Genomic DNA, 17795 nt, shown 5'->3' with positions numbered 1-17795 from the left:
CGTGGTGCTGACTACTCCTCGCGCAAGCGCTCGTCGGTAGACTCTCGCACACGATGGCCAGACGCCCCGACCTCAAGACAGGACCAGCGCGCCTGGCGGCCCTGGTTCGCACCTCCGTTCCCCCGATGCACCGCGCCGGTCTGCCGTTTGTCGGCGCCAGCATCGCGGTGGCGCTGGCGGGCCGCAGAAGCCGCTGGTTGCGCCGCGTCGGGCTGGCGTCGGCGGCAGCCAACGCCGCGTTCTTCCGCCACCCACCGCGCACCCCGCCGACCCGTCCCGACGTTGTCGTGGCGCCGGCCGACGGACTCATCTGCCTGATCGAAGAGGAGCTACCGCCGGCCGAATTGGGGCTCCCTGCAACACCTTTGCCGCGGGTGAGCATCTTCTTGTCGCTTTTGGACGCCCACGTTCAGCGGGCGCCGCTGGGCGGTGAGGTGGTCGCGGTCAGTCACCGCCCCGGGCTGTTCGGTTCGGCGGACCTCGCCGCGGCGAGCGAGGACAACGAGCGCAACAGCGTCGTCATCCGCAACGCCGACGGCGACCAGGTCATCGCGGTGCAGATCGCCGGGCTGCTGGCCCGACGCATCGTCTGCGACGTCGAGCCCGGCGACAAGATCGGCCTCGGCGACACCTACGGTCTCATCCGCTACGGCTCGCGGTTGGACACCTATCTGCCCGCCGGGTCCCGGATCCTGGTCACGGTGGGACAGCGGACCCTGGCGGGCGAGACCGTGCTGGCCGAGTTGCCCCGATGAGGCCCCGCCTCAAGGCGCCCGTCGTCAGCGTCCGCATCCTGCCCAGCGCGATGACGGTGGCCGCGATCTGTCTGGGCCTGAGTGCGGTGAAGTTCGCACTGGACAACCGGCCGACAGAGGCGATGGCGTTCCTGGCGATCGCAGCAATCCTCGATGCCCTCGACGGCCGGCTGGCCCGCGCGTTGAAGGCCACGTCGCGGATGGGCGAGGAGCTCGACTCCCTGGCCGACGCGGTGAACTTCGGTGTCGCACCGGCATTCATCGTCTACGGCACACTACTGTCGACCTCGCGCATCGGCTGGATCGTGGTGCTGCTCTATGCGGTGTGCATCGTGTTGCGGCTGGCCCGGTTCAACGCGATGCTCGACGTCGACCAGCCCGCCTACCAGAAGAAGTACTTCACCGGAATGCCCGCGCCCGCCGGTGCGATCGGGGCGATCGGCCCACTGGCGGCCAAGATGCAGTTCGGCGACGGTTGGTGGACCTCCGAACCGGCGGTGGTGATCTGGATGATCGCCGTCTCGCTGCTCGTCGTCAGCACCCTGCCGATGCGCAAGATCCACACGTTCTCGGTGCCGCCGAACATGGTGGTCCCGCTGCTGGCCCTGCTGGCCATCGGTGTCGCGGCCGCGATCCTGTACGGCTACCTGGTCATCCTGGCCATCATCGTGGCCTACTTCCTGCACATACCGTTCGCGATCCGCACCCGCCGGTTCCTCGCCGAGCACCCCGAAGTCTGGGACGACAAACCACGACAGCAGCGTGCCGCCCGGCGGGCGATCCGCCGCACCCAGCCACATCGCCGCTCGATGGCCCGGCTGGGCTTACGCAGGCCGCCGCGTGGGTGACGTGTCCGAAGTGCACCAGACCGGCGCGGATCGATCGCCGCGCCCGCACCTGACGCTGACGGCGAGGCTGAACACGTCGGCACTGGACTCGCGCCGCGGAGTGGTCCGGCTCCACCCCGAAGCGATTGCCGCATTGGGCATCCGCGAGTGGGATGCCGTCTCGCTGACCGGTTCGCGTACCACCGCGGCCGTGGTCGGAGTCGCTCCGGCAGGCACACCCACAGGCACCGCGCTGCTCGATGACGTGACATTGTCCAACGCCGGACTGCGCGAGGACGCCTCGGTGCTGGTCGCGCCGGTCACCGTCTACGGCGCACGGTACGTCACGCTGAGCGGATCCAACCTGGCCACCCGCTCGGTCGCCCCGGCGACCCTGCGCCAGGCCCTGCTGGGCAAGGTGATGACCGTGGGTGACACCGTGTCGCTGCTGCCGCGCGATCTCGGGCCCGGCGTGTCCACCTCCGAAGCCAGCGCGGCGCTGGCGTCCTCGGTGGGTATCACCTGGACCTCGGAGTTGTTGACCGTCACCTCCGTCGATCCGTCCGGGCCGGTGAGCGTGCAACCCAATTCGCTGGTCGACTGGGGCGCGCCGGCGGGCTCGGAGCGTCCGGTGCCGTCGCAGGTCACCGGCCGGCATGTGGTCACCACCTCGGTCCAGTCCAAGGTGCCGGCGGTCAGCTATGACGATCTGAAGGGCTCGCACGCCCAGGCCGGCCGATTGACCGAGTGGCTCAAGCTCGCGCTGGACCAACCCGACCTGCTCGAAAAGCTCGGCGCGACGGCGAATCTCGGCGTACTGGTGTCCGGTCCGGCCGGGGTGGGCAAATCGACGGTGGTGCGGACCGTGTGTGCGGGCAGGCGGCTGATCGAGCTCGACGGACCGGAGGTCGGATCGCTGCGCGCTGAAGACCGGCTGGCGAAGGTGTCCTCCGCGGTCGGAGCCGTGCGCGACGGCGGTGGCGTCCTGTTGGTGACCGACGTCGACGCTCTGCTTCCCCTGCCACCCGACCCGGTCGCCACGTTGATACTGACCGAGTTACGCGCGGCGGTGGCGACCCGGGGTGTCGCGTTCGTGGCCACCACGGCGGTGCCCGACAGCGTCGACCCGCGATTGCGCGCACCGGATCTGTGCGACCGCGAACTCGGGCTGACCCTGCCCGACGGCGCGGTTCGGGCGCAGCTTCTGGAGGTGCTGTTGCGCGACGTACCGGCAGAAGAGCTCGATATCAGCGAGATCGCCGAGCGCACACCGGGTTTCGTGGTAGCCGACCTGGCCGCACTGGTCCGCGAGGCAGCTTTGCGGGCCGCGGCGCGCGCAAGTGAGACCGGTGAGGTGCCGGCGCTGCGGCAGGAGGACCTGACCGGGGCGTTGGGCGTCATCCGGCCGTTGTCACGCTCAGCCACCGAGGAGGTGTCGGTCGGCTCGGTGACACTCGACGACGTCGGCGACATGGCTGAGACCAAGCAGGCCCTGACCGAGGCGGTGCTGTGGCCCCTGCAGCATCCCGAGACGTTCCAACGGCTCGGCGTGCAGCCGCCACGCGGCGTGCTGCTCTACGGACCGCCGGGGTGCGGTAAGACGTTCGTGGTCCGGGCGCTGGCGAGTTCGGGCCGGCTCAGCGTGCACGCGGTCAAAGGTGCCGAGCTGATGGACAAGTGGGTCGGCTCGTCGGAAAAGGCGGTGCGGGAGCTGTTCCGCAGGGCCCGCGACTCCGCGCCGTCGCTGGTGTTCCTCGATGAGATCGATGCCTTGGCGCCGCGGCGCGGGCAGAGCTTCGACTCTGGGGTGACCGACCGCGTGGTGGCGGCGATGCTCACCGAACTCGACGGGATCGAACCGCTGCGCGATGTGGTGGTTCTCGGTGCGACCAACCGCCCGGACCTGATCGACCCGGCGTTGCTGCGGCCCGGCCGGCTGGAGAAACTGGTGTTCGTCGAGCCCCCGGATGCCGAGGCGCGCACCCAGATTCTGCGCACGGCAGGCAAGTCGGTACCGCTGGCCTCGGAGGGCCCCGACGCCGTCGATCTGGCGAGTCTGGCCGAGGAGCTGGAGGGGTACAGCGCTGCGGACTGCGTGGCACTGCTGCGGGAGGCCGCGCTGACGGCGATGCGACGGTCGATCGACGCCGCCGATGTGACCGCGGCCGACGTCGCCAACGCGCGCGACACCGTGCGACCGTCGCTGGATCCCGTGCAGGTGGAGTCGCTGCGGGCGTTCGCCGACACCCGCTGACCTGGGCCGGGCGTCTCCTACGGCCGGGACAGAAATAATCTTGACACTGGCTAGTTCCGGTGGCATGGTCGAACTTGTCAGCGTCAAGATTTGGAGGTAACCGTGAGCTCCAACGCCGCCACCCCCGAGGTCCGCGCCGGTGACCGCGATCGCGAGAACACCGCGAATCTGCTCGGCCTGGCGCTGGCGCAGGGGTATCTCGACATGACCGAATACGAGAACCGGCTGACCACGGTGTACGACGCGCACACCACCCCTGACCTACGCCTGCTGACCGCGGATCTGCCGGTGGCCGAGTTGCGCCGCAACGACCCCCGGCGTCGGGCAGCCCGGACCGCGGCGGCCCGTCGCGGCATCCACCTGCACGTCGCGGGTTACCTGGCCATGGTCGTCATCGTGCTCACCGTCTGGCTCGTGGTCGGACTGGCATCGGGAGCGTGGTACTTCTGGCCGGTGTGGCCGATCCTGGGTGCCGGTCTCGGTCTGCTCGCCCACGCCGCGCCCATCCGGTACGCGTTCCCCCCGTGCCCCGGCGGTTTCGCCAACGTGCGCTCTCGGTAGCAGCGGCGACGCCCGCACGACCGTGAGCGCACACTCGCGAGCCCGGCAGTGTCAGGCCGGGTCGCCGTACTCGTCGAACCAGTGCGCGAGCTTGCCGCGCCGGCTGACCGCCCGCAGCCGCCGCTCAGCAAGGTCGCGGGTCTGCGACGTCGTCACGATCATCAGTTCGTCGCCGATCTCCAGCCGGGTCACCGGTTGCGGGACGAATGGTTGACCGGCCCGGACGATGAGCGTGATCACGCTCGGATCGGGCAGCCGCAGCTCCAACACCGTCACGTTGTGCAGCCGCGACCCCGGCAGCACGGTCATGGTCAGCAGTTCGGCGCCCAGCACGTCCAACGGTGCTGCGTCCACCTGAATCTCGCGGGTGGTGTCGCGCGGTATCAGCTGCAGCCATCCGGCGACCAGTCTCAGACTGGGACCCTGGATCACGGTGAACAGCACGACCAGGATGAACACGATGTTGAGCAGTCGCCAGCTGTCCGACACTCCCGCGACGATCGGGTAGGTGCACAGCACGATCGGCACCGCGCCGCGCAGACCTGCCCACGACAGGAAGGCCTGCTCGCGCCAGGGCACCCGAAACCCGATCAGCGACACCACAACCGAGAGTGGGCGGGCCAACAGCAGCAGCACCAGGCCGGCGACGACGGCCGGCACCACCTCGTCGAGAAGCTCACCGGGCGACACCAGCAGACCGAGGATGACGAAGACGCCGATCTGGGCCAGCCAGCCGGAGCCCTCGGCGAAAGACCGCGTCGCCGACCGGTGCGGCAGGCCGGAATTGGCCAGCACCACACCGGCGAGGTAGGCGGCCAGGAATCCACTGCCATATGCCGCGCCGGCCGCGGCGAACGCGACCATACCGAGACCGAAGGTCGCCAGCGGGTACAGACCGGCTGCAGGCAATGCGATGCGCCGCAACGTCATCGCGCCCAACGCCCCGCAGCCCAGACCCAGCACGGTGCCGATCGCAAGTTGGTAGGCCAGCGTCCCCACGACCGCCACCGGATCGAGGTCCAGCGGTGTCGCACTGAACAACACCACCAGGATCACCGCGGGGGCGTCGTTGAAGCCCGACTCCGCTTCTAGCAGACCGCTCAGCCGCCGCGGCAGCGGCACCACCCGCAGCACCGAGAACACCGCCGCGGCGTCGGTGCTGGAGACGACCGCCCCCAGCAGCAGAGCCAGTTGCCAGTCCATCCCGAGCAACAGGTGCACGGCCGTCGCGGTGACCACGGTGCTGGTCGCGACACCGACCGTCGCCAACACGCCCGCGGGCGCCAGGACTTTGCGGATGTCGTTGAACCGGGTGGTGAGACCGCCCTCGACCAGGATGACCGCCAGTGCCGCGGTACCCAGCACCTGCCCGAGCTGCGGGTTGTCGAACTGCAGTCCCAGACCGGCTTCCCCGACCAGCACACCGACGCCGAGGAACAGCAATAGGCTGGGCAGGCCGATTCCGGTCGCCAGCCTGGTCGCGGCGATGCTCGCCAGCAGCACGAGGCCGCCGATGAGCAGCGCCACATAAAGCTGGTGCAGGGTCACCGGAGTCAGTAAATCAGGACCGTCCCCGGGCCGGGTGTGAAGGAGACTCGATGCGCATCGCCATTGCGGGTGCGGGCGCCGTCGGCCGATCGGTCGCGCAGGAACTCGTGGGCTATGGGCACAAGGTGCTGCTCATCGAGAAGGAGTTCACCCGCTACGAACCCGCGACGGTGCCGGGCGCCGAGTGGTTGTGGGCCGACGCGTGCGAGGTGTCCTCGCTCGAAGAAGCCGAGATGCAGGTCTGTGATGTCGCGATCGCGGCCACCGGCGACGACAAAGCCAACCTCGCGATGGCGCTACTGGCGAAAAGTGAGTTCGGGATCGACCGCGTGGTCGCCCGGATCAACGACGCCCGCAACGAATGGTTGTTCACCGAGGCGTGGGGGGTCGACGTGGCGGTGTCGACGCCTCTGGCGATGGTGGCCTCCGTCGAGGGGGCGATCGACGTCGGGCATCTGGTACGGCTGATGGCGCTCGGCAAGGACTCCCGATCGGCGCTGCAGCCGAGCGTCACCAACATCGCGAAGTTCACCCTGCCGGCGGACGGGCCGGCGGTGGGCAGGCGGGTCCGCGACCTCGCCATGCCGCCCGACAGTGCGTTGGTGACCCTGGTCCGCGGCAACCGACTGATCATTCCTGAACCGCACGACCTGCTGTGCGCCGGCGACGAGCTGCTGTTCGTCTCCGCCGCCGGTGTGGAAGAGCACATCAAAGCGGTCGTTGAGGGCACCGTAGACTGAAGCAACTCCAGAGTCAGTACGGCTGACGCTGCATGTCCACCTGCCCGACGGCAAAGCCGCCCGACAGCTGCCGCCCACGACGAGACGGAGCCATGCTCGCCATCCTCGCTGCCCACGCAGTCGCCGCCGTGGTGGCACCGCTGCTCGTATACCGCTGGGGCCGGATGGCGTTCTACCCGCTGGCGCTGGTGCCGCTGGGTTCGCTGATCTGGGTGCTGCAGAACTGGCCGGCACGGGGACAGTCGCACACCGTCGACGTCCCCTGGGTCCCCGTCCTGTCGATGGACATCACGCTGCGCTTCGACGCGCTCGCCGCGATCATGAGCGTGCTGGTGCTGGGGATCGGTGCGCTGGTCCTGCTGTACTGCGCCGACTACTTCCATCACCACGACGGCCGCAGCGAGAAGCGCCTGCCCAGCTTCGCCGCCGAACTGGTCGCGTTCTCCGGCGCCATGTTCGGGCTGGTGACCAGCGACAACATGCTCGTCCTCTACGTGTTCTGGGAAATCACCACGGTTCTGTCGTTCCTGCTGGTCGGGCACTATGCCGAACGGGCGACGAGTCGCCGTTCGGCGATGCAGGCGCTGCTGGTGACCACGTTCGGCGGGCTGGCGATGCTGGTCGGCATCGTCATCATCGGCAATATCGCGGGCACCTTCCTGCTCTCGGAACTGATCGCCGATCCGCCGTCGGGTCTGGCCGCGTCGGTGGCGGTGGTGCTCATCCTGGTCGGCGCGCTGTCGAAATCGGCGATCGTGCCGATGCACTTCTGGCTGCCGGGGGCGATGGCCGCGCCGACACCGGTCAGCGCATACCTGCACGCGGCAGCAATGGTGAAGGCCGGCGTGTATCTGATCGCGCGGATGACGCCCGGGTTCGCCGACAGCCCCGAGTGGCGGCCGACCGTTGTGACCCTCGGGCTGCTGACCATGTTGCTGGCCGGCTGGCGGGCCATCCGCGAGTACGACCTGAAGCTGATCCTGGCCTTCGGGACCGTCAGCCAGCTTGGCTTCATCACCGTGATGGTCGGGGTCGGCGGCAGCGAGATGATGCTCGCCGGACTGGCCATGCTGTGCGCGCACGCGATGTTCAAAGCGGCGCTGTTCATGGTGGTCGGGATCATCGACCACGCCACCGGCACCCGCGACATCCGACGGCTGGCCTGGCTGGGAGACCGCAGCAGGCCGTTGCTGGTGATCGGCTGCGCCGCGGCGGCCAGCATGGCCGCGCTGCCGCCGTTCTTCGGGTTCGTCGCCAAGGAGGCGGATTTCGAGACGGTGCTGCACAGTCCGTACCTGGGGGCGGCGTCGCCGTACGTGCTCGCCGGCATCGTCGCCGGATCGGTGCTGACCACCGCCTACTCGCTGCGCTTCGTGTTCGGGGCCTTCGGTCGCAAGCGGTTGCCACAGCCGAGCACGCGGGTCACCGAGATGCACCGGCCCGAAACGGGATTCCTGATCCCGCCCGCGATCCTGGCCGGCGCCGGCCTGTTGTTCGGTCTGTGGCCCGCACCCCTCGACAGTGTCCTGGGCAACTACAGCTCCACCCTGCCCAACCCGGCCGACTACCAGGGCGGTGACTACCACCTCGCGTTGTGGCACGGCGTGAACCTGCCGCTGCTGCTGTCGATGCTGGTGCTGCTCGCCGGTATCGCGGTGTACGCGGCGGCCGGGCGCGGCCAGCTGCGGTTCCTCCCGCTGGGCAACGCCGACCGCATCTACGACGCGGTGATCCGCGGCGCGGACGTGATGTCAGTGCGGTTGACCGCGCTGACCCAGCGCGGTTCGCTGCCCCAGACTCAGTCGTTCATCCTGATCACCCTGGTGCTGTTGCCCCTGGTCGTGTTGTCGCTGGGCGGGCGTGACCGTCCGGAGCTGGCGCTGTCGGACTCCCCACCCAAGGTGGTGGTCGGCCTGTTGATGATCGCCGCGGCGCTGGCGGCTGTCGTCATGCGCAACCGGCTCGCCGCGGTGTTGCTGGTCGGCGTCACCGGTTACGGCTGCGGGGCGATCTTCGCCTTCTACGGCGCACCGGATCTCGCGTTGACGCAGTTCCTGGTCGAGACGCTGACGCTGGTCGCGTTCGTGCTCGTGCTGCGCACACTGCCGGCCGAGACCAGCCATGCCGAGAACACGCGCTTCCGGGTGCCGCGGGCCGCCCTCGCGGTCGCGGTGGGTGTCACGGTCGCCACGGTGGGGGCGTTCGCCATCGCGGCCCGCACCGGGCGACCCATCGCGGAGCTGCTGCCCGAGGCCGCGTACGTCCTCGGTCACGGCTCGAACACGGTCAACGTCATCCTGGTGGACATCCGGGCCTGGGACACCATGGGTGAGGTGTCGGTATTGCTGGTGGCCGCCACCGGTGTCGCGTCGATGGTGTTCCGCAGCAGGCGCTTCGGCGCCGCACCGCGCGTCTCTGATGCCGGCCAACCCGATATCGGTCAGCTGCCCGCCACCTACAACATCAGCCCCGCCGCGGGCGACGTGACCTGGCTGCGCGGCAGCGGGCTGCGCGACCCCAAGCACCGATCGCTGGTTCTCGAGGTCGCCACCCGGCTGATCTTCCCGGTGATGATGGTGCTCTCGGCCTACTTCTTCTTCGCCGGTCACAACGTGCCCGGCGGCGGTTTCGCCGGCGGGCTGATGGCAGGTCTGGCACTGGTGTTGCGCTACCTGGCCGGTGGTCGCTACGAGCTCGGCGAGACGCTTCCGTTGGATGCGGGCAAGGTGCTCGGCGCCGGTCTCGCTCTGGCCGCCGGCACGGCCGCGGCGTCGCTGCTGCTCGGCGCCCCGGTGTTGTCCTCGGCGGTGATCGAGTTCGACGTCCCCGTCCTGGGCAGCGTCAAGTTCGTCACCGCGCTGTTCTTCGACCTGGGGGTGTATCTGATCGTGGTCGGTCTGGTCCTCGACGTGCTGCGCAGCCTCGGGGCCCGCATCGATGTCGAGATGAGTGAACAGCTGCGGCGCCAACCCGCCCGGATCGCGAGGCAGCAATGACCGTCTACCTCATCCCACTGATCGTGATCGGCGTACTGACCAGCGCCGGGGTTTACCTGTTGCTGGAACGCAACCTGACCCGGATGCTGCTGGGCCTGCTGCTGATCAGCAATGCCATCAACCTGCTGATCCTCAACGCGGGCGGACCCCCGGGAAATCCGCCGGTGCGCGGACGCACCAGCGGAACCGAGGCGGCGACCGCGGATCCGTTGGCCCAGGGCATGATCCTGACCGCCATCGTGATCACGATGGGCGTGGCCGCGTTCGTGCTGGCACTGACCTACCGGTCCTACCGCATCAACACCATCGAGGAGGTCAGCAACGACCCCGAGGACACCAGGGTGTCCCAGCTTTCCGGCAAGGAGGACGACGAACTCGAGGACCGGCCGCTGCCCGATGTCAGCCGGGACACCGATCTGCCCGACGAGCTTGACGCTCTACCCGGACACGAGGGTTCCCGATGATCGGCGCTCAGTTCGCCCCGGTGCTCACGCCGCTCCCGGTGTTGGTGCCGATGCTGGCGGCCGCGGCGACCTTGTTCGCCGGTCGCCGGCCGCGCCTGCAGCGGGTGATCGCGGTGTTCGCGCTGTCGGCGACCGTGGCGGTGTCGGCGGTGCTGCTGTATCTGGCCGACCGGGACGGGACCATCGCCGTCCAGGTGGGCGGTTGGGGCCCCACCGAGCCCGGTATGGGTCCGTTGGGGGTGACGCTGGTGGTGGACCGGTTGTCGGCGCTGATGCTGGTGGTGTCGTCGATCGTGTTGCTGGCCGTGGTGTTCTACGCCATCGGCCAGGGCATCCGGGACGGCGATGAGCGCCAACCGGTGTCGATCTTCCTACCGACCTACCTGGTGTTGTCGGCCGGTGTGTTCATGGCGTTCCTGGCCGGTGACCTGTTCAATCTGTTCGTCGGCTTCGAGGTGCTGCTCGCCGCGAGCTTCGTACTGCTGACCATCGGTGCCAGCAAGGAGAGGGTGCGGGCCGGCATCTCCTACGTGATGGTCTCGATGGTGTCGTCGCTGGTGTTCCTGTTCGGTATCGCATTGGTGTACGCCGCCACCGGAACGCTGAACCTCGCCGAGATCGCCGTCCGGCTCGACGATGTCCCGGAGGGGACCAGGATGGCGCTGTTCGCCGTCCTGCTGGTCGCATTCGGCATCAAGGCCGCCGTCTTTCCGCTGTCGGCCTGGCTGCCCGACTCCTATCCCACCGCGCCGGCGCCGGTCACCGCGGTGTTCGCCGGCCTGCTGACCAAGGTCGGCGTGTACGCGATCATCCGTGCCCATTCCTTGCTGTTCCCCGGGGGCGGGATGGATCGGGTGCTGTTGGTGGCCGGGCTGTTGACGATGTTGATCGGCATCTTCGGTGCGATCGCCCAGAGCGACATCAAACGTCTGCTGTCGTTCACGCTGGTCAGCCACATCGGTTACATGGTGTTCGGGATCGCTTTGTCGACCCACCTCGGCATGTCCGGCGCGATTTACTACGTCGCCCACCACATCCTGGTGCAGACCACGTTGTTCCTCGTCGTCGGTCTGATCGAGCGTCAGGCGGGTGCGTCGACACTGGAGCGTCTCGGCGGGCTGGCCGCCGCGAGTCCGCTGTTGGCGTTCGTCTTCGTCGTCCCCGCGCTCAACCTCGGTGGTATACCGCCGTTTTCGGGGTTCATCGGCAAGGTCGCGCTGTTGGAGGCAGGCGCCGAATCCGGATCGGTGCTGGCCTGGATCCTGGTCGCGGGTAGCGTCGCGACGAGCTTGCTCACCCTCTACGTGGTAGCCCGAGTGTGGACCAAGGCGTTCTGGCGGTCCAGGAAGGATGCCCCCGAGGGCCACTTGTCCGGACCGGCTCCGGCGGCGCTGTTGGACAACACCGAAGACACCATGGACATCGAACTGGCCGACCGCGACGACGTAGGCCGGATGCCGGTCGGCATGCTGGCACCGACCGGCGCCCTGATCGCGGTCGGACTGATGCTCACGCTGTTCGCCGGCCCGATCTTCGGCTACGCCGACCGGGCTGCCGGTGAGGTGCTCGATCGTGGTCAGTACATCGGCGCGGTCCTGGGGGGCGACCGATGAGCGCTTGCGCGAAGAGCAGAGGACACCGATGAGCGCTTGCGCGAAGAGCAGAGGATACCGATGAGGCTGCGCTCGATGAGATCCCTCGCGCTGCGCCTGTGGATGGTGTGCTGGCTCATCCTGGTGTGGGTGTTGTTGTGGGGCAACATCTCTGCCGCGAATATTCTGTCCGGCCTGGCGGTCGCGCTGGTCATCACGCTGTTACTGCCGCTGCCGCCGGTCCCGGTCGAGGGACGGTTCCATCCGCTGTCGGTGCTGCGCCTGGTGGTCACCGTGGCCTACTGGCTGATCGTCTCGTCGTTCCAGGTTGCGGCCCTGGCGGTCAAGCCGGGACCTCCTCCGCTCACCGCGGTGCTGCGGGCACACCTGCATCTGAAGTCCGATCTGGTGCTGGCGCTGGCGGTCAACATCTTGAATCTGACGCCGGGCAACATCGTCCTGGAGATCGATCAGCAGCGCCGGATGATCTACGTGCACGTTCTGGACGTCGGTTCCGACCGCACCGTCAACCGCTTCTACCACCAGGTGGACACGCTGCAGAAGCTCTTGGTGGCGTCCTTCGAACGCGATGCGGACTGGAAGCCGTCAACAGACAAGGAGGTGGATCCCGCATGATGTACGTCTGGGTCGCGGCCGGTGCGATGCTCTCGCTGGCGGCGGTCGCCACCATGTGCCGGATGCTGCTCGGTCCGACCACGCTGGACCGGTTGGTCGCCCTCGACACCCTGGTCGCGGTGACGATGTGCGCCATCGGTACGTGGGCGGCGTTCAGCCTGGACACCACCGTCACCTACAGCCTCACCGCGCTGGCGCTGATCACGTTCGTCGGCTCGGTCAGCGTGGCGAGGTTCCGCGTGCCCGACGTCGCCGATCCGGCGAACAAGGGGCCCGCACGATGACCGTCTCCGACATCATCGCCGCGGTGCTCATCCTCGCCGGATCGGCACTGGCCCTGACCGCCGCCATCGGTGTGGTCCGGTTCCCCGACACGTTGTCGCGGATGCACGCGGCCACCAAGCCGCAGGTGCTCGGTCTGCTGCTGGTGCTGGCCGGGGCGGCGATCCGGCTGCGCGGCAACATCGACGTCGGCATGCTGATCCTGACGGGCATGTTCACCGTCATCACCGCACCGGTGATCGCGAACCGGGTGGGTCAGCTCGCTTACCGGGAGCAGAACATCCGCGACGATCTGCTGACCAGGGACGAAATGCATGATTTCGCGGCCGAACGGGAATCCGGCGGCCATGACAGTTCTGGACGGTGAGCCGGACGCGACCGGTGTCGGTGTAACCCCATTGGTCACCGCGATGTCACGTGCTCGGGAGACCACCTCACCTCGTCCGCTGTTCACCGATCCGTACGCCCGGCTGTTCGTCGACGCCGCACGTGAGCAGGCCCCGGAGCAGAGCCAGGAGATCACCGATCACACTGCCGCGCATACGAAGTGGTTCGACGACTTCTTGCTCACCGCGAGCTCGGCCGGGGTGTCACAAGTCGTGATCCTCGACGCCGGTTGGGACGCCCGGGCCTGGCGGTTGCCCTGGCTCGACGACACGGTGATCTTCGAGGTGGAGCGACCGCAGGTGCTGGAATTCAAACAGCGTGTCCTCGCCCAGGCCGATGTGCGGCCCGCGGCACGGTATGTGCCGGTGCCTGTCGATGCGCACCGGGATTGGCCGCGCGAACTGAGCGGTGCCGGGTTCGATCACGACGAGCCGACGGTCTGGGTGGCCGAGGCGCTGCTGCCGCGACTACCCGCCGACGACCAGGAACATCTCCTCGGCCAGATCGACCTCTACAGTGCACGTGGCAGCCGGATCGGCATCGAGGTCGATCCGGGCGGACCCGACCACGAGTGCTGGTTGTGCGCCCGGCACTGGGAGGTCGGGTCCACCGCGACCGTGCAGTTGTTGGACCGCTACCACCGCGCCCGGCCCGGCGGCGGATCTTCGGCGGGACGTAGCGTGCTGCTCGACGGCCGTAAGCTCTGATCCCGGGGTCAGTGCATTAGCGGACGGCAGGTCACTCCGAGAGCTGAAACTCCACCATCGCCGTCACCGTGTCGACGGCCTCCGAGAGAGCGATGACCCGATCCGCCGCCGTCGGCGCGGCCAGCACCGAGTACCGGTCGGCCTGGCCCATCGGAAGCCGAGCGGTCAACGCGTACAACCACTTCGCAGCATCACCGGACGCATCGGCACCGGCGACGATGTCGCGGGCGTTGACCTGCGCACCGCGCGCAGTCGCGATCCGTTCGAACAGGGCGACGATGCGGTCCTCGATGTCGCGGATCGCGTCGACGTCGACGGCCGAACCCGGCTCGTCCGGCCACAGTTCGACCACCGCCCTGGGGTACGGGTCGTCGGGCAGCCACTCCAGGACTCGGATCCGTTCCTGCAGAGCACATTTCAACCGGTAGTGACCGGAACCCAGGTCGACACACTCGGTGATGTGCGCCAGCGCGCCGATGTCACTGCGGGTGTCCCCACCGCCGACCTCGCGCCCCGCCGCGATGAGCACGACACCGAAGGCCGGATCGTCGGCGCTCAAGCACGCCTGCACGAGCGCGGAGTACCTCGGTTCGAAAACCCGTAACGGCAGTTCTTCGCCGGGCAGCATCGCCACCTCCAGCGGAAACATCGGCACGGTCGGCATGGCCTAGAGCACCAGCTCGGCGACCAGGGCATCCACCACTGCCCGCAGGTCGCCGTCGGACTCCTCGGCGACCCGCCGCTGCCGCTGGTAGGAGGCGCCGCGGTGATAGATGTCGGGCACCCGTGCCAGTTCCTCGGTGCACGACAGCATCTTGGCCACCGGTTGCAGTCGCTGCAGCAGATCGTCGAGATCCTCGGTGACCAGACGCTCGTTGCTGTCGGCGTCTTGGATGATGATCGCGTCCAGGCCGTAACGCGCTGCGCGCCACTTGTTCTCCTGAACGTGCCAGGGCGGCATCACCGGCAGCGACTCCCCCGCCTCGATCCGCCGGTCCAGGTCGACGATGAGGCAGTGGGTCAGCGCGACCAGCGCCGAGAGCTCGTGCAGGTTCGACACCCCGTCGAAGATGCGGACCTCGATGGTTCCCAGATGCGGGGAAGGCCGGATGTCCCAGCGGACCTCGTTGATGTGGTCGATGATGCCGGTCTTCTTCTGGTCGCCGACGAAGCGCTCGAACTCGCGCCATTCCTGGAAGTGGAACGGGAGCCCGGCGGTCGGCAGCTGCTGGAACATCATCGCCCTGTTGCTGGCGTAGCCGGTGTCCTCACCGTCCCAGAACGGGGAGGACGCCGAGAGCGCCAGCAGATGAGGGTATTGGTGCAGTAGCGAGGTGATGATCGGCATCACCTTGTGCGCCGACGAGACGCCGACGTGCACGTGCACACCCCAGATGAGCATCTGCCGCCCCCACCACTGGGTGCGTTTGATCAGCTCGGCGTAGCGCGGGGCGTCGGTGAACTTCTGGGCCGACCAGTTCGCGAACGGGTGTGTGCCCGCACAGAACAGCTCCATACCGCGTTCCCGCACCACCTCACGCACCGGGCGCAGGGTGGATGCGAGATCCTGCATCGCCTCCCCGGCGTTGTCGCAGATGCCGGTGACCACCTCAACCGTGTTGCGCAGCAGCTCTTTGTGCACCCGCGGGTTCTCGCCGATCTCGGCGATCACCGTCGCGGCCTCGTTGCTGAGGTCCCGGGTGACAGCGTCGACGAGCGCGAACTCCCACTCGACACCCAGGGTCGGGCGGGCCGACCCGGCGAAGTCGATGCGGCCGTCAGCCCCTGGTGATGACACCGCACGCCACCCGCGCCCCGGCGTCGCCGGTCGCCAGGGTGGTCTGATCCGGCGGCGGATCCCCGTTCACCTGCTGGTAACGCTCCGGCGGGATGTTGGCGAAGTTGTCGGGTCGCTCGTGGATGATCAGGGAGGTGCCCTCACCGTCGAGCAGATCCTCCGCGGTGAAGGCGTCGGTGGTGGTCACCAGCATCGCCGAGCCGTCCTCGCGGACCTGCAACGAGGTCAGGTCGCCGCTGGCCGGGTGACCGGTGTTGCCGGCTACCTGGAAGTGTCCGCCGGCGGAGTTGAAGTCGGCCGGAGCCCCACCGGTCGGCGCGACCGAATCGGCCTCGCAGCGGCCCACCGAATGAATGTGCATCCCGTGGAAGCCCGGCTCGAGTTCGCCGCCGGTGGCCTCGACGGTGACAGTGGCATAGCCGTCGGAGAAGGTGATGTCGGCAGTGGCAACGGTGGTTCCGTCGGCCAACTTCAGGTCGGCCGTCAGGGTTTCCCCCCCGGCCGCCGCGCCGCCCCCGCCGTGCCCTGCACCGTGGTCGCCAGGACCGGCAGTGGGCGAGGGCGAACCGGTCCACACCGGGGGTGTGGTGCCGGGCGAATCCGAGGGCACTTCTCCGGGAGGAGCGCACGCACTCAACGCCAGTGCGGGCACTGCGAACAAGGTGGCGGCAGCGACGGACCTGAGCATGTGCAAGAGCCTAGCCGGTAACCAGTACGACCACGCCCGGCGGCTGCTCTATGAGCTCGGGCACCCGCGGGGCGACCGGCGCCTCGAGCAGTCGGCCCACCTCTTCGGCGGCCTCCTGCTCGCCGGGGGTGTCGCCGAAGTAGACCGTGGTCACCGTCACCTCCGGCACCGCGAGGTTGCCGGTTTCGGCGACGTCCCAGTCGGCGTCGCGCAGCCGGGTCGCGGTGGCTTCGGCGGCGCCCTCGGTCTCGGAGATGTTGAAGACCCGCACCTGCGGTCTGGCCGGTTCCTGCGGTGCCACGCTGGTGGTGGTCGTCGTGGCCGTGACGGTCGTCGCCGCCGACGAATCGTCGTTGTCAGAGCCTCCCAGCGACTGCAGGCCGACAAGCAGGAAGACGACGCCGAGGAACAACAGCACCATGACGATGGCACGAATGGGCAGACCCGTGGAATCTCGCTGGTTCATCGGCGCCTACTGTATCGCGGGCCTGAGCCGGCCCCGCCGTGCTTACGTGACGTCGAATCCGAGGCGGCGTGCCGCACGTGCCTTCTGCCTGCTGGCTCGCAGCCGACGTAGGCGCTTCACCAGCATCGGGTCCGCGGCGAGCGCCTCCGGGCGGTCCACCAGGGCGTTGAGCACCTGGTAGTAACGGGTCGCCGACATGGAGAACAGCTCCTTGATGGCGTCCTCCTTCGAGCCGGCGTACTTCCACCACTGGCGCTCGAAGGCCAAGATGTCGTGCTCGCGACGGGTCAGACCGTCGGTGGGCTCGGTGTCGTCCCCAGAACGCTCAGCCCGCGCGATGGCGCCGTCCATGTCGCTACTTGGACCCTTCCGGAATCGAGAATGACATCAGTGTGGTTTCGGCGAGTATTCAATCACGGCTCGGTCACCGACACCGCCACCAATCGCCGCGAGTCGGCGGCCAAAACACCGGCGTCCTGTTTGCCCCTAAGCTTCCTCGCATGGCAGTCAGACCCATCCGCATCGTGGGAGATCCCGTTCTGCACACCGCGACCGAGCCGGTGCCCGTCGGCGAGGACGGTTCGCTGCCGGCCGAGCTGGCCGATCTGATCACCGACCTCTACGACACGATGGACGCGGCCCACGGGGTCGGGCTGGCGGCCAATCAGATCGGGGTCAACAAACGGGTCTTCGTCTACGACTGCGCCGACGCGCGCAAGAAGACCTCGCGGCGCCGCGGCGTCGTGGTCAATCCGGTGCTGGAGACCTCCGACGTGCCCGAGACGATGCCGGACCCCGATGACGACGACGAAGGCTGTCTGTCGGTGCCCGGCGAGTCGTTCCCGACGGGCCGGGCCGACTGGGCGCGGGTGACGGGACTTGATGCCGACGGGACGCCGATCACGATCGAGGGCACCGACCTGTTCGCGCGGATGCTGCAGCACGAGACGGGACACCTCGACGGCTTCCTCTACCTCGATCGGTTGATCGGACGCAACGCACGCAGCGCGAAGAAGGCCGTCAAGGCCAACGGCTGGGGCGTTCCCGGACTGTCCTGGATGCCTGGTGAGGATCCCGACCCGTTCGGCCACTGA

19 protein-coding genes are annotated in these 17795 nt (G+C 68.4%); 13 read left to right on the top strand and 6 right to left on the bottom strand.

Annotated elements, in window-relative coordinates:
- Positions 1 to 53: 53 nt before the first annotated feature.
- From ACNUDN_RS03020 to ACNUDN_RS03005, 4 genes are all read left to right on the top strand, one after another.
- Positions 54 to 755: a phosphatidylserine decarboxylase gene (locus tag ACNUDN_RS03020; RefSeq protein WP_419120568.1), complete on the top strand. Its 702-nt coding sequence runs from the start codon at positions 54 to 56 to the stop codon at positions 753 to 755.
- A complete protein-coding gene (gene pssA / locus ACNUDN_RS03015; RefSeq protein ID WP_419120567.1) occupies positions 752 to 1603 on the top strand; it encodes a CDP-diacylglycerol--serine O-phosphatidyltransferase in 852 nt (283 codons plus the stop codon). The genes ACNUDN_RS03020 and pssA overlap by 4 nt, the downstream gene beginning before the upstream one ends.
- Positions 1604 to 1613: 10 nt before the next feature.
- Positions 1614 to 3836, top strand: coding sequence for an AAA family ATPase (locus tag ACNUDN_RS03010; RefSeq protein WP_419124990.1), 2223 nt, complete (start codon positions 1614 to 1616; stop codon positions 3834 to 3836).
- A 102-nt stretch (positions 3837 to 3938) separates the two neighbouring features.
- Entirely contained in the window at positions 3939 to 4397 is a 459-nt protein-coding gene (locus tag ACNUDN_RS03005) for a DUF1707 domain-containing protein (protein ID WP_419120566.1), read from the top strand.
- Positions 4398 to 4448: 51 nt separating this feature from the next.
- Here ACNUDN_RS03005 and ACNUDN_RS03000 read toward each other — a convergent pair whose 3' ends face one another.
- A complete protein-coding gene (locus ACNUDN_RS03000; protein ID WP_431959308.1) occupies positions 4449 to 5945 on the bottom strand; it encodes a potassium/proton antiporter in 1497 nt (498 codons plus the stop codon).
- A 50-nt stretch (positions 5946 to 5995) separates the two neighbouring features.
- Here ACNUDN_RS03000 and ACNUDN_RS02995 point away from each other — a divergent pair, with 50 nt between their 5' ends.
- The 8 genes from ACNUDN_RS02995 (at position 5996) to ACNUDN_RS02960 (ending at position 13749) form a co-directional block, all read left to right on the top strand.
- The gene (locus ACNUDN_RS02995; RefSeq protein ID WP_419120564.1) at positions 5996 to 6685 is read left to right on the top strand and encodes a potassium channel family protein; all 690 of its coding nucleotides are present in this window, start codon (positions 5996 to 5998) and stop codon (positions 6683 to 6685) included.
- Between the two features lie 92 nt (positions 6686 to 6777).
- Positions 6778 to 9681: a Na+/H+ antiporter subunit A gene (locus ACNUDN_RS02990; protein WP_431959306.1), complete on the top strand. Its 2904-nt coding sequence runs from the start codon at positions 6778 to 6780 to the stop codon at positions 9679 to 9681.
- Positions 9678 to 10145, top strand: a complete 468-nt coding sequence (locus ACNUDN_RS02985; protein ID WP_419120563.1) for a Na(+)/H(+) antiporter subunit C — start codon at positions 9678 to 9680, stop codon at positions 10143 to 10145. Before ACNUDN_RS02990 ends, ACNUDN_RS02985 begins: the two co-directional genes overlap by 4 nt.
- Positions 10142 to 11758: a Na+/H+ antiporter subunit D gene (locus ACNUDN_RS02980; RefSeq protein WP_419120562.1), complete on the top strand. Its 1617-nt coding sequence runs from the start codon at positions 10142 to 10144 to the stop codon at positions 11756 to 11758. Before ACNUDN_RS02985 ends, ACNUDN_RS02980 begins: the two co-directional genes overlap by 4 nt.
- 75 nt (positions 11759 to 11833) lie before the next feature.
- On the top strand, positions 11834 to 12373 hold the full coding sequence (locus ACNUDN_RS02975) for a Na+/H+ antiporter subunit E (protein ID WP_419120561.1): 540 nt from the start codon (positions 11834 to 11836) through the stop codon (positions 12371 to 12373).
- Positions 12370 to 12657: a monovalent cation/H+ antiporter complex subunit F gene (locus ACNUDN_RS02970; protein WP_419120560.1), complete on the top strand. Its 288-nt coding sequence runs from the start codon at positions 12370 to 12372 to the stop codon at positions 12655 to 12657. The genes ACNUDN_RS02975 and ACNUDN_RS02970 overlap by 4 nt, the downstream gene beginning before the upstream one ends.
- The gene (mnhG, locus tag ACNUDN_RS02965) at positions 12654 to 13022 is read left to right on the top strand and encodes a monovalent cation/H(+) antiporter subunit G (RefSeq protein ID WP_419120559.1); all 369 of its coding nucleotides are present in this window, start codon (positions 12654 to 12656) and stop codon (positions 13020 to 13022) included. Before ACNUDN_RS02970 ends, mnhG begins: the two co-directional genes overlap by 4 nt.
- Complete coding sequence (locus tag ACNUDN_RS02960) at positions 13003 to 13749, top strand: SAM-dependent methyltransferase (RefSeq protein ID WP_419120558.1); 747 nt, start codon at positions 13003 to 13005, stop codon at positions 13747 to 13749. The genes mnhG and ACNUDN_RS02960 overlap by 20 nt, the downstream gene beginning before the upstream one ends.
- A 31-nt stretch (positions 13750 to 13780) precedes the next feature.
- On the opposite strand, the gene ACNUDN_RS02955 is transcribed toward ACNUDN_RS02960, so the two are convergent.
- From ACNUDN_RS02955 to napA, 5 genes are read right to left on the bottom strand one after another with little or no spacing between them, the layout of a single operon-like run.
- Complete coding sequence (locus ACNUDN_RS02955) at positions 13781 to 14413, bottom strand: LON peptidase substrate-binding domain-containing protein (RefSeq protein ID WP_419120557.1); 633 nt, start codon at positions 14411 to 14413, stop codon at positions 13781 to 13783.
- 3 nt (positions 14414 to 14416) lie between these two features.
- Positions 14417 to 15547, bottom strand: coding sequence for a glutamate--cysteine ligase (locus ACNUDN_RS02950; RefSeq protein ID WP_419120556.1), 1131 nt, complete (start codon positions 15545 to 15547; stop codon positions 14417 to 14419).
- A complete protein-coding gene (gene sodC / locus ACNUDN_RS02945; RefSeq protein WP_431959302.1) occupies positions 15528 to 16235 on the bottom strand; it encodes a superoxide dismutase[Cu-Zn] in 708 nt (235 codons plus the stop codon). The genes ACNUDN_RS02950 and sodC overlap by 20 nt, the downstream gene beginning before the upstream one ends.
- Positions 16236 to 16245: 10 nt before the next feature.
- Positions 16246 to 16701, bottom strand: coding sequence for a LytR C-terminal domain-containing protein (locus ACNUDN_RS02940; RefSeq protein ID WP_419120555.1), 456 nt, complete (start codon positions 16699 to 16701; stop codon positions 16246 to 16248).
- Between the two features lie 42 nt (positions 16702 to 16743).
- Entirely contained in the window at positions 16744 to 17052 is a 309-nt protein-coding gene (napA, locus tag ACNUDN_RS02935; RefSeq protein ID WP_011778008.1) for a nucleoid-associated protein NapA, read from the bottom strand.
- A 149-nt stretch (positions 17053 to 17201) separates the two neighbouring features.
- On the opposite strand from napA, the gene ACNUDN_RS02930 reads away from it, so the two are divergent.
- On the top strand, positions 17202 to 17795 hold the full coding sequence (locus ACNUDN_RS02930) for a peptide deformylase (RefSeq protein ID WP_419120554.1): 594 nt from the start codon (positions 17202 to 17204) through the stop codon (positions 17793 to 17795).

Origin of the sequence: Mycobacterium sp. smrl_JER01, from assembly GCF_048513595.2 — a bacterium.
In the GTDB taxonomy this organism is placed as follows: Bacteria; Actinomycetota; Actinomycetes; order Mycobacteriales; family Mycobacteriaceae; genus Mycobacterium.
This window is presented reverse-complemented; position numbering and strand designations above follow the sequence as displayed.

What these genes read in the sequence shown, in the direction of transcription:
- ACNUDN_RS03020 (WP_419120568.1), top strand. Translation starts at nt 54, where the DNA reads ATGGCCAGACGCCCCGACCTCAAGACAGGACCAGCGCGCCTGGCGGCC.
- pssA (WP_419120567.1), top strand. Translation starts at nt 752, where the DNA reads ATGAGGCCCCGCCTCAAGGCGCCCGTCGTCAGCGTCCGCATCCTGCCC.
- ACNUDN_RS02995 (WP_419120564.1), top strand. Translation starts at nt 5,996, where the DNA reads ATGCGCATCGCCATTGCGGGTGCGGGCGCCGTCGGCCGATCGGTCGCG.
- ACNUDN_RS02990 (WP_431959306.1), top strand. Translation starts at nt 6,778, where the DNA reads ATGCTCGCCATCCTCGCTGCCCACGCAGTCGCCGCCGTGGTGGCACCG.
- ACNUDN_RS02985 (WP_419120563.1), top strand. Translation starts at nt 9,678, where the DNA reads ATGACCGTCTACCTCATCCCACTGATCGTGATCGGCGTACTGACCAGC.
- ACNUDN_RS02980 (WP_419120562.1), top strand. Translation starts at nt 10,142, where the DNA reads ATGATCGGCGCTCAGTTCGCCCCGGTGCTCACGCCGCTCCCGGTGTTG.
- ACNUDN_RS02975 (WP_419120561.1), top strand. Translation starts at nt 11,834, where the DNA reads ATGAGATCCCTCGCGCTGCGCCTGTGGATGGTGTGCTGGCTCATCCTG.
- ACNUDN_RS02970 (WP_419120560.1), top strand. Translation starts at nt 12,370, where the DNA reads ATGATGTACGTCTGGGTCGCGGCCGGTGCGATGCTCTCGCTGGCGGCG.
- mnhG (WP_419120559.1), top strand. Translation starts at nt 12,654, where the DNA reads ATGACCGTCTCCGACATCATCGCCGCGGTGCTCATCCTCGCCGGATCG.
- ACNUDN_RS02960 (WP_419120558.1), top strand. Translation starts at nt 13,003, where the DNA reads ATGACAGTTCTGGACGGTGAGCCGGACGCGACCGGTGTCGGTGTAACC.
- ACNUDN_RS02955 (WP_419120557.1), bottom strand. Translation starts at nt 14,413, where the DNA reads ATGCCGACCGTGCCGATGTTTCCGCTGGAGGTGGCGATGCTGCCCGGC.
- sodC (WP_431959302.1), bottom strand. Translation starts at nt 16,235, where the DNA reads ATGCTCAGGTCCGTCGCTGCCGCCACCTTGTTCGCAGTGCCCGCACTG.
- ACNUDN_RS02940 (WP_419120555.1), bottom strand. Translation starts at nt 16,701, where the DNA reads ATGAACCAGCGAGATTCCACGGGTCTGCCCATTCGTGCCATCGTCATG.
- napA (WP_011778008.1), bottom strand. Translation starts at nt 17,052, where the DNA reads ATGGACGGCGCCATCGCGCGGGCTGAGCGTTCTGGGGACGACACCGAG.
- ACNUDN_RS02930 (WP_419120554.1), top strand. Translation starts at nt 17,202, where the DNA reads ATGGCAGTCAGACCCATCCGCATCGTGGGAGATCCCGTTCTGCACACC.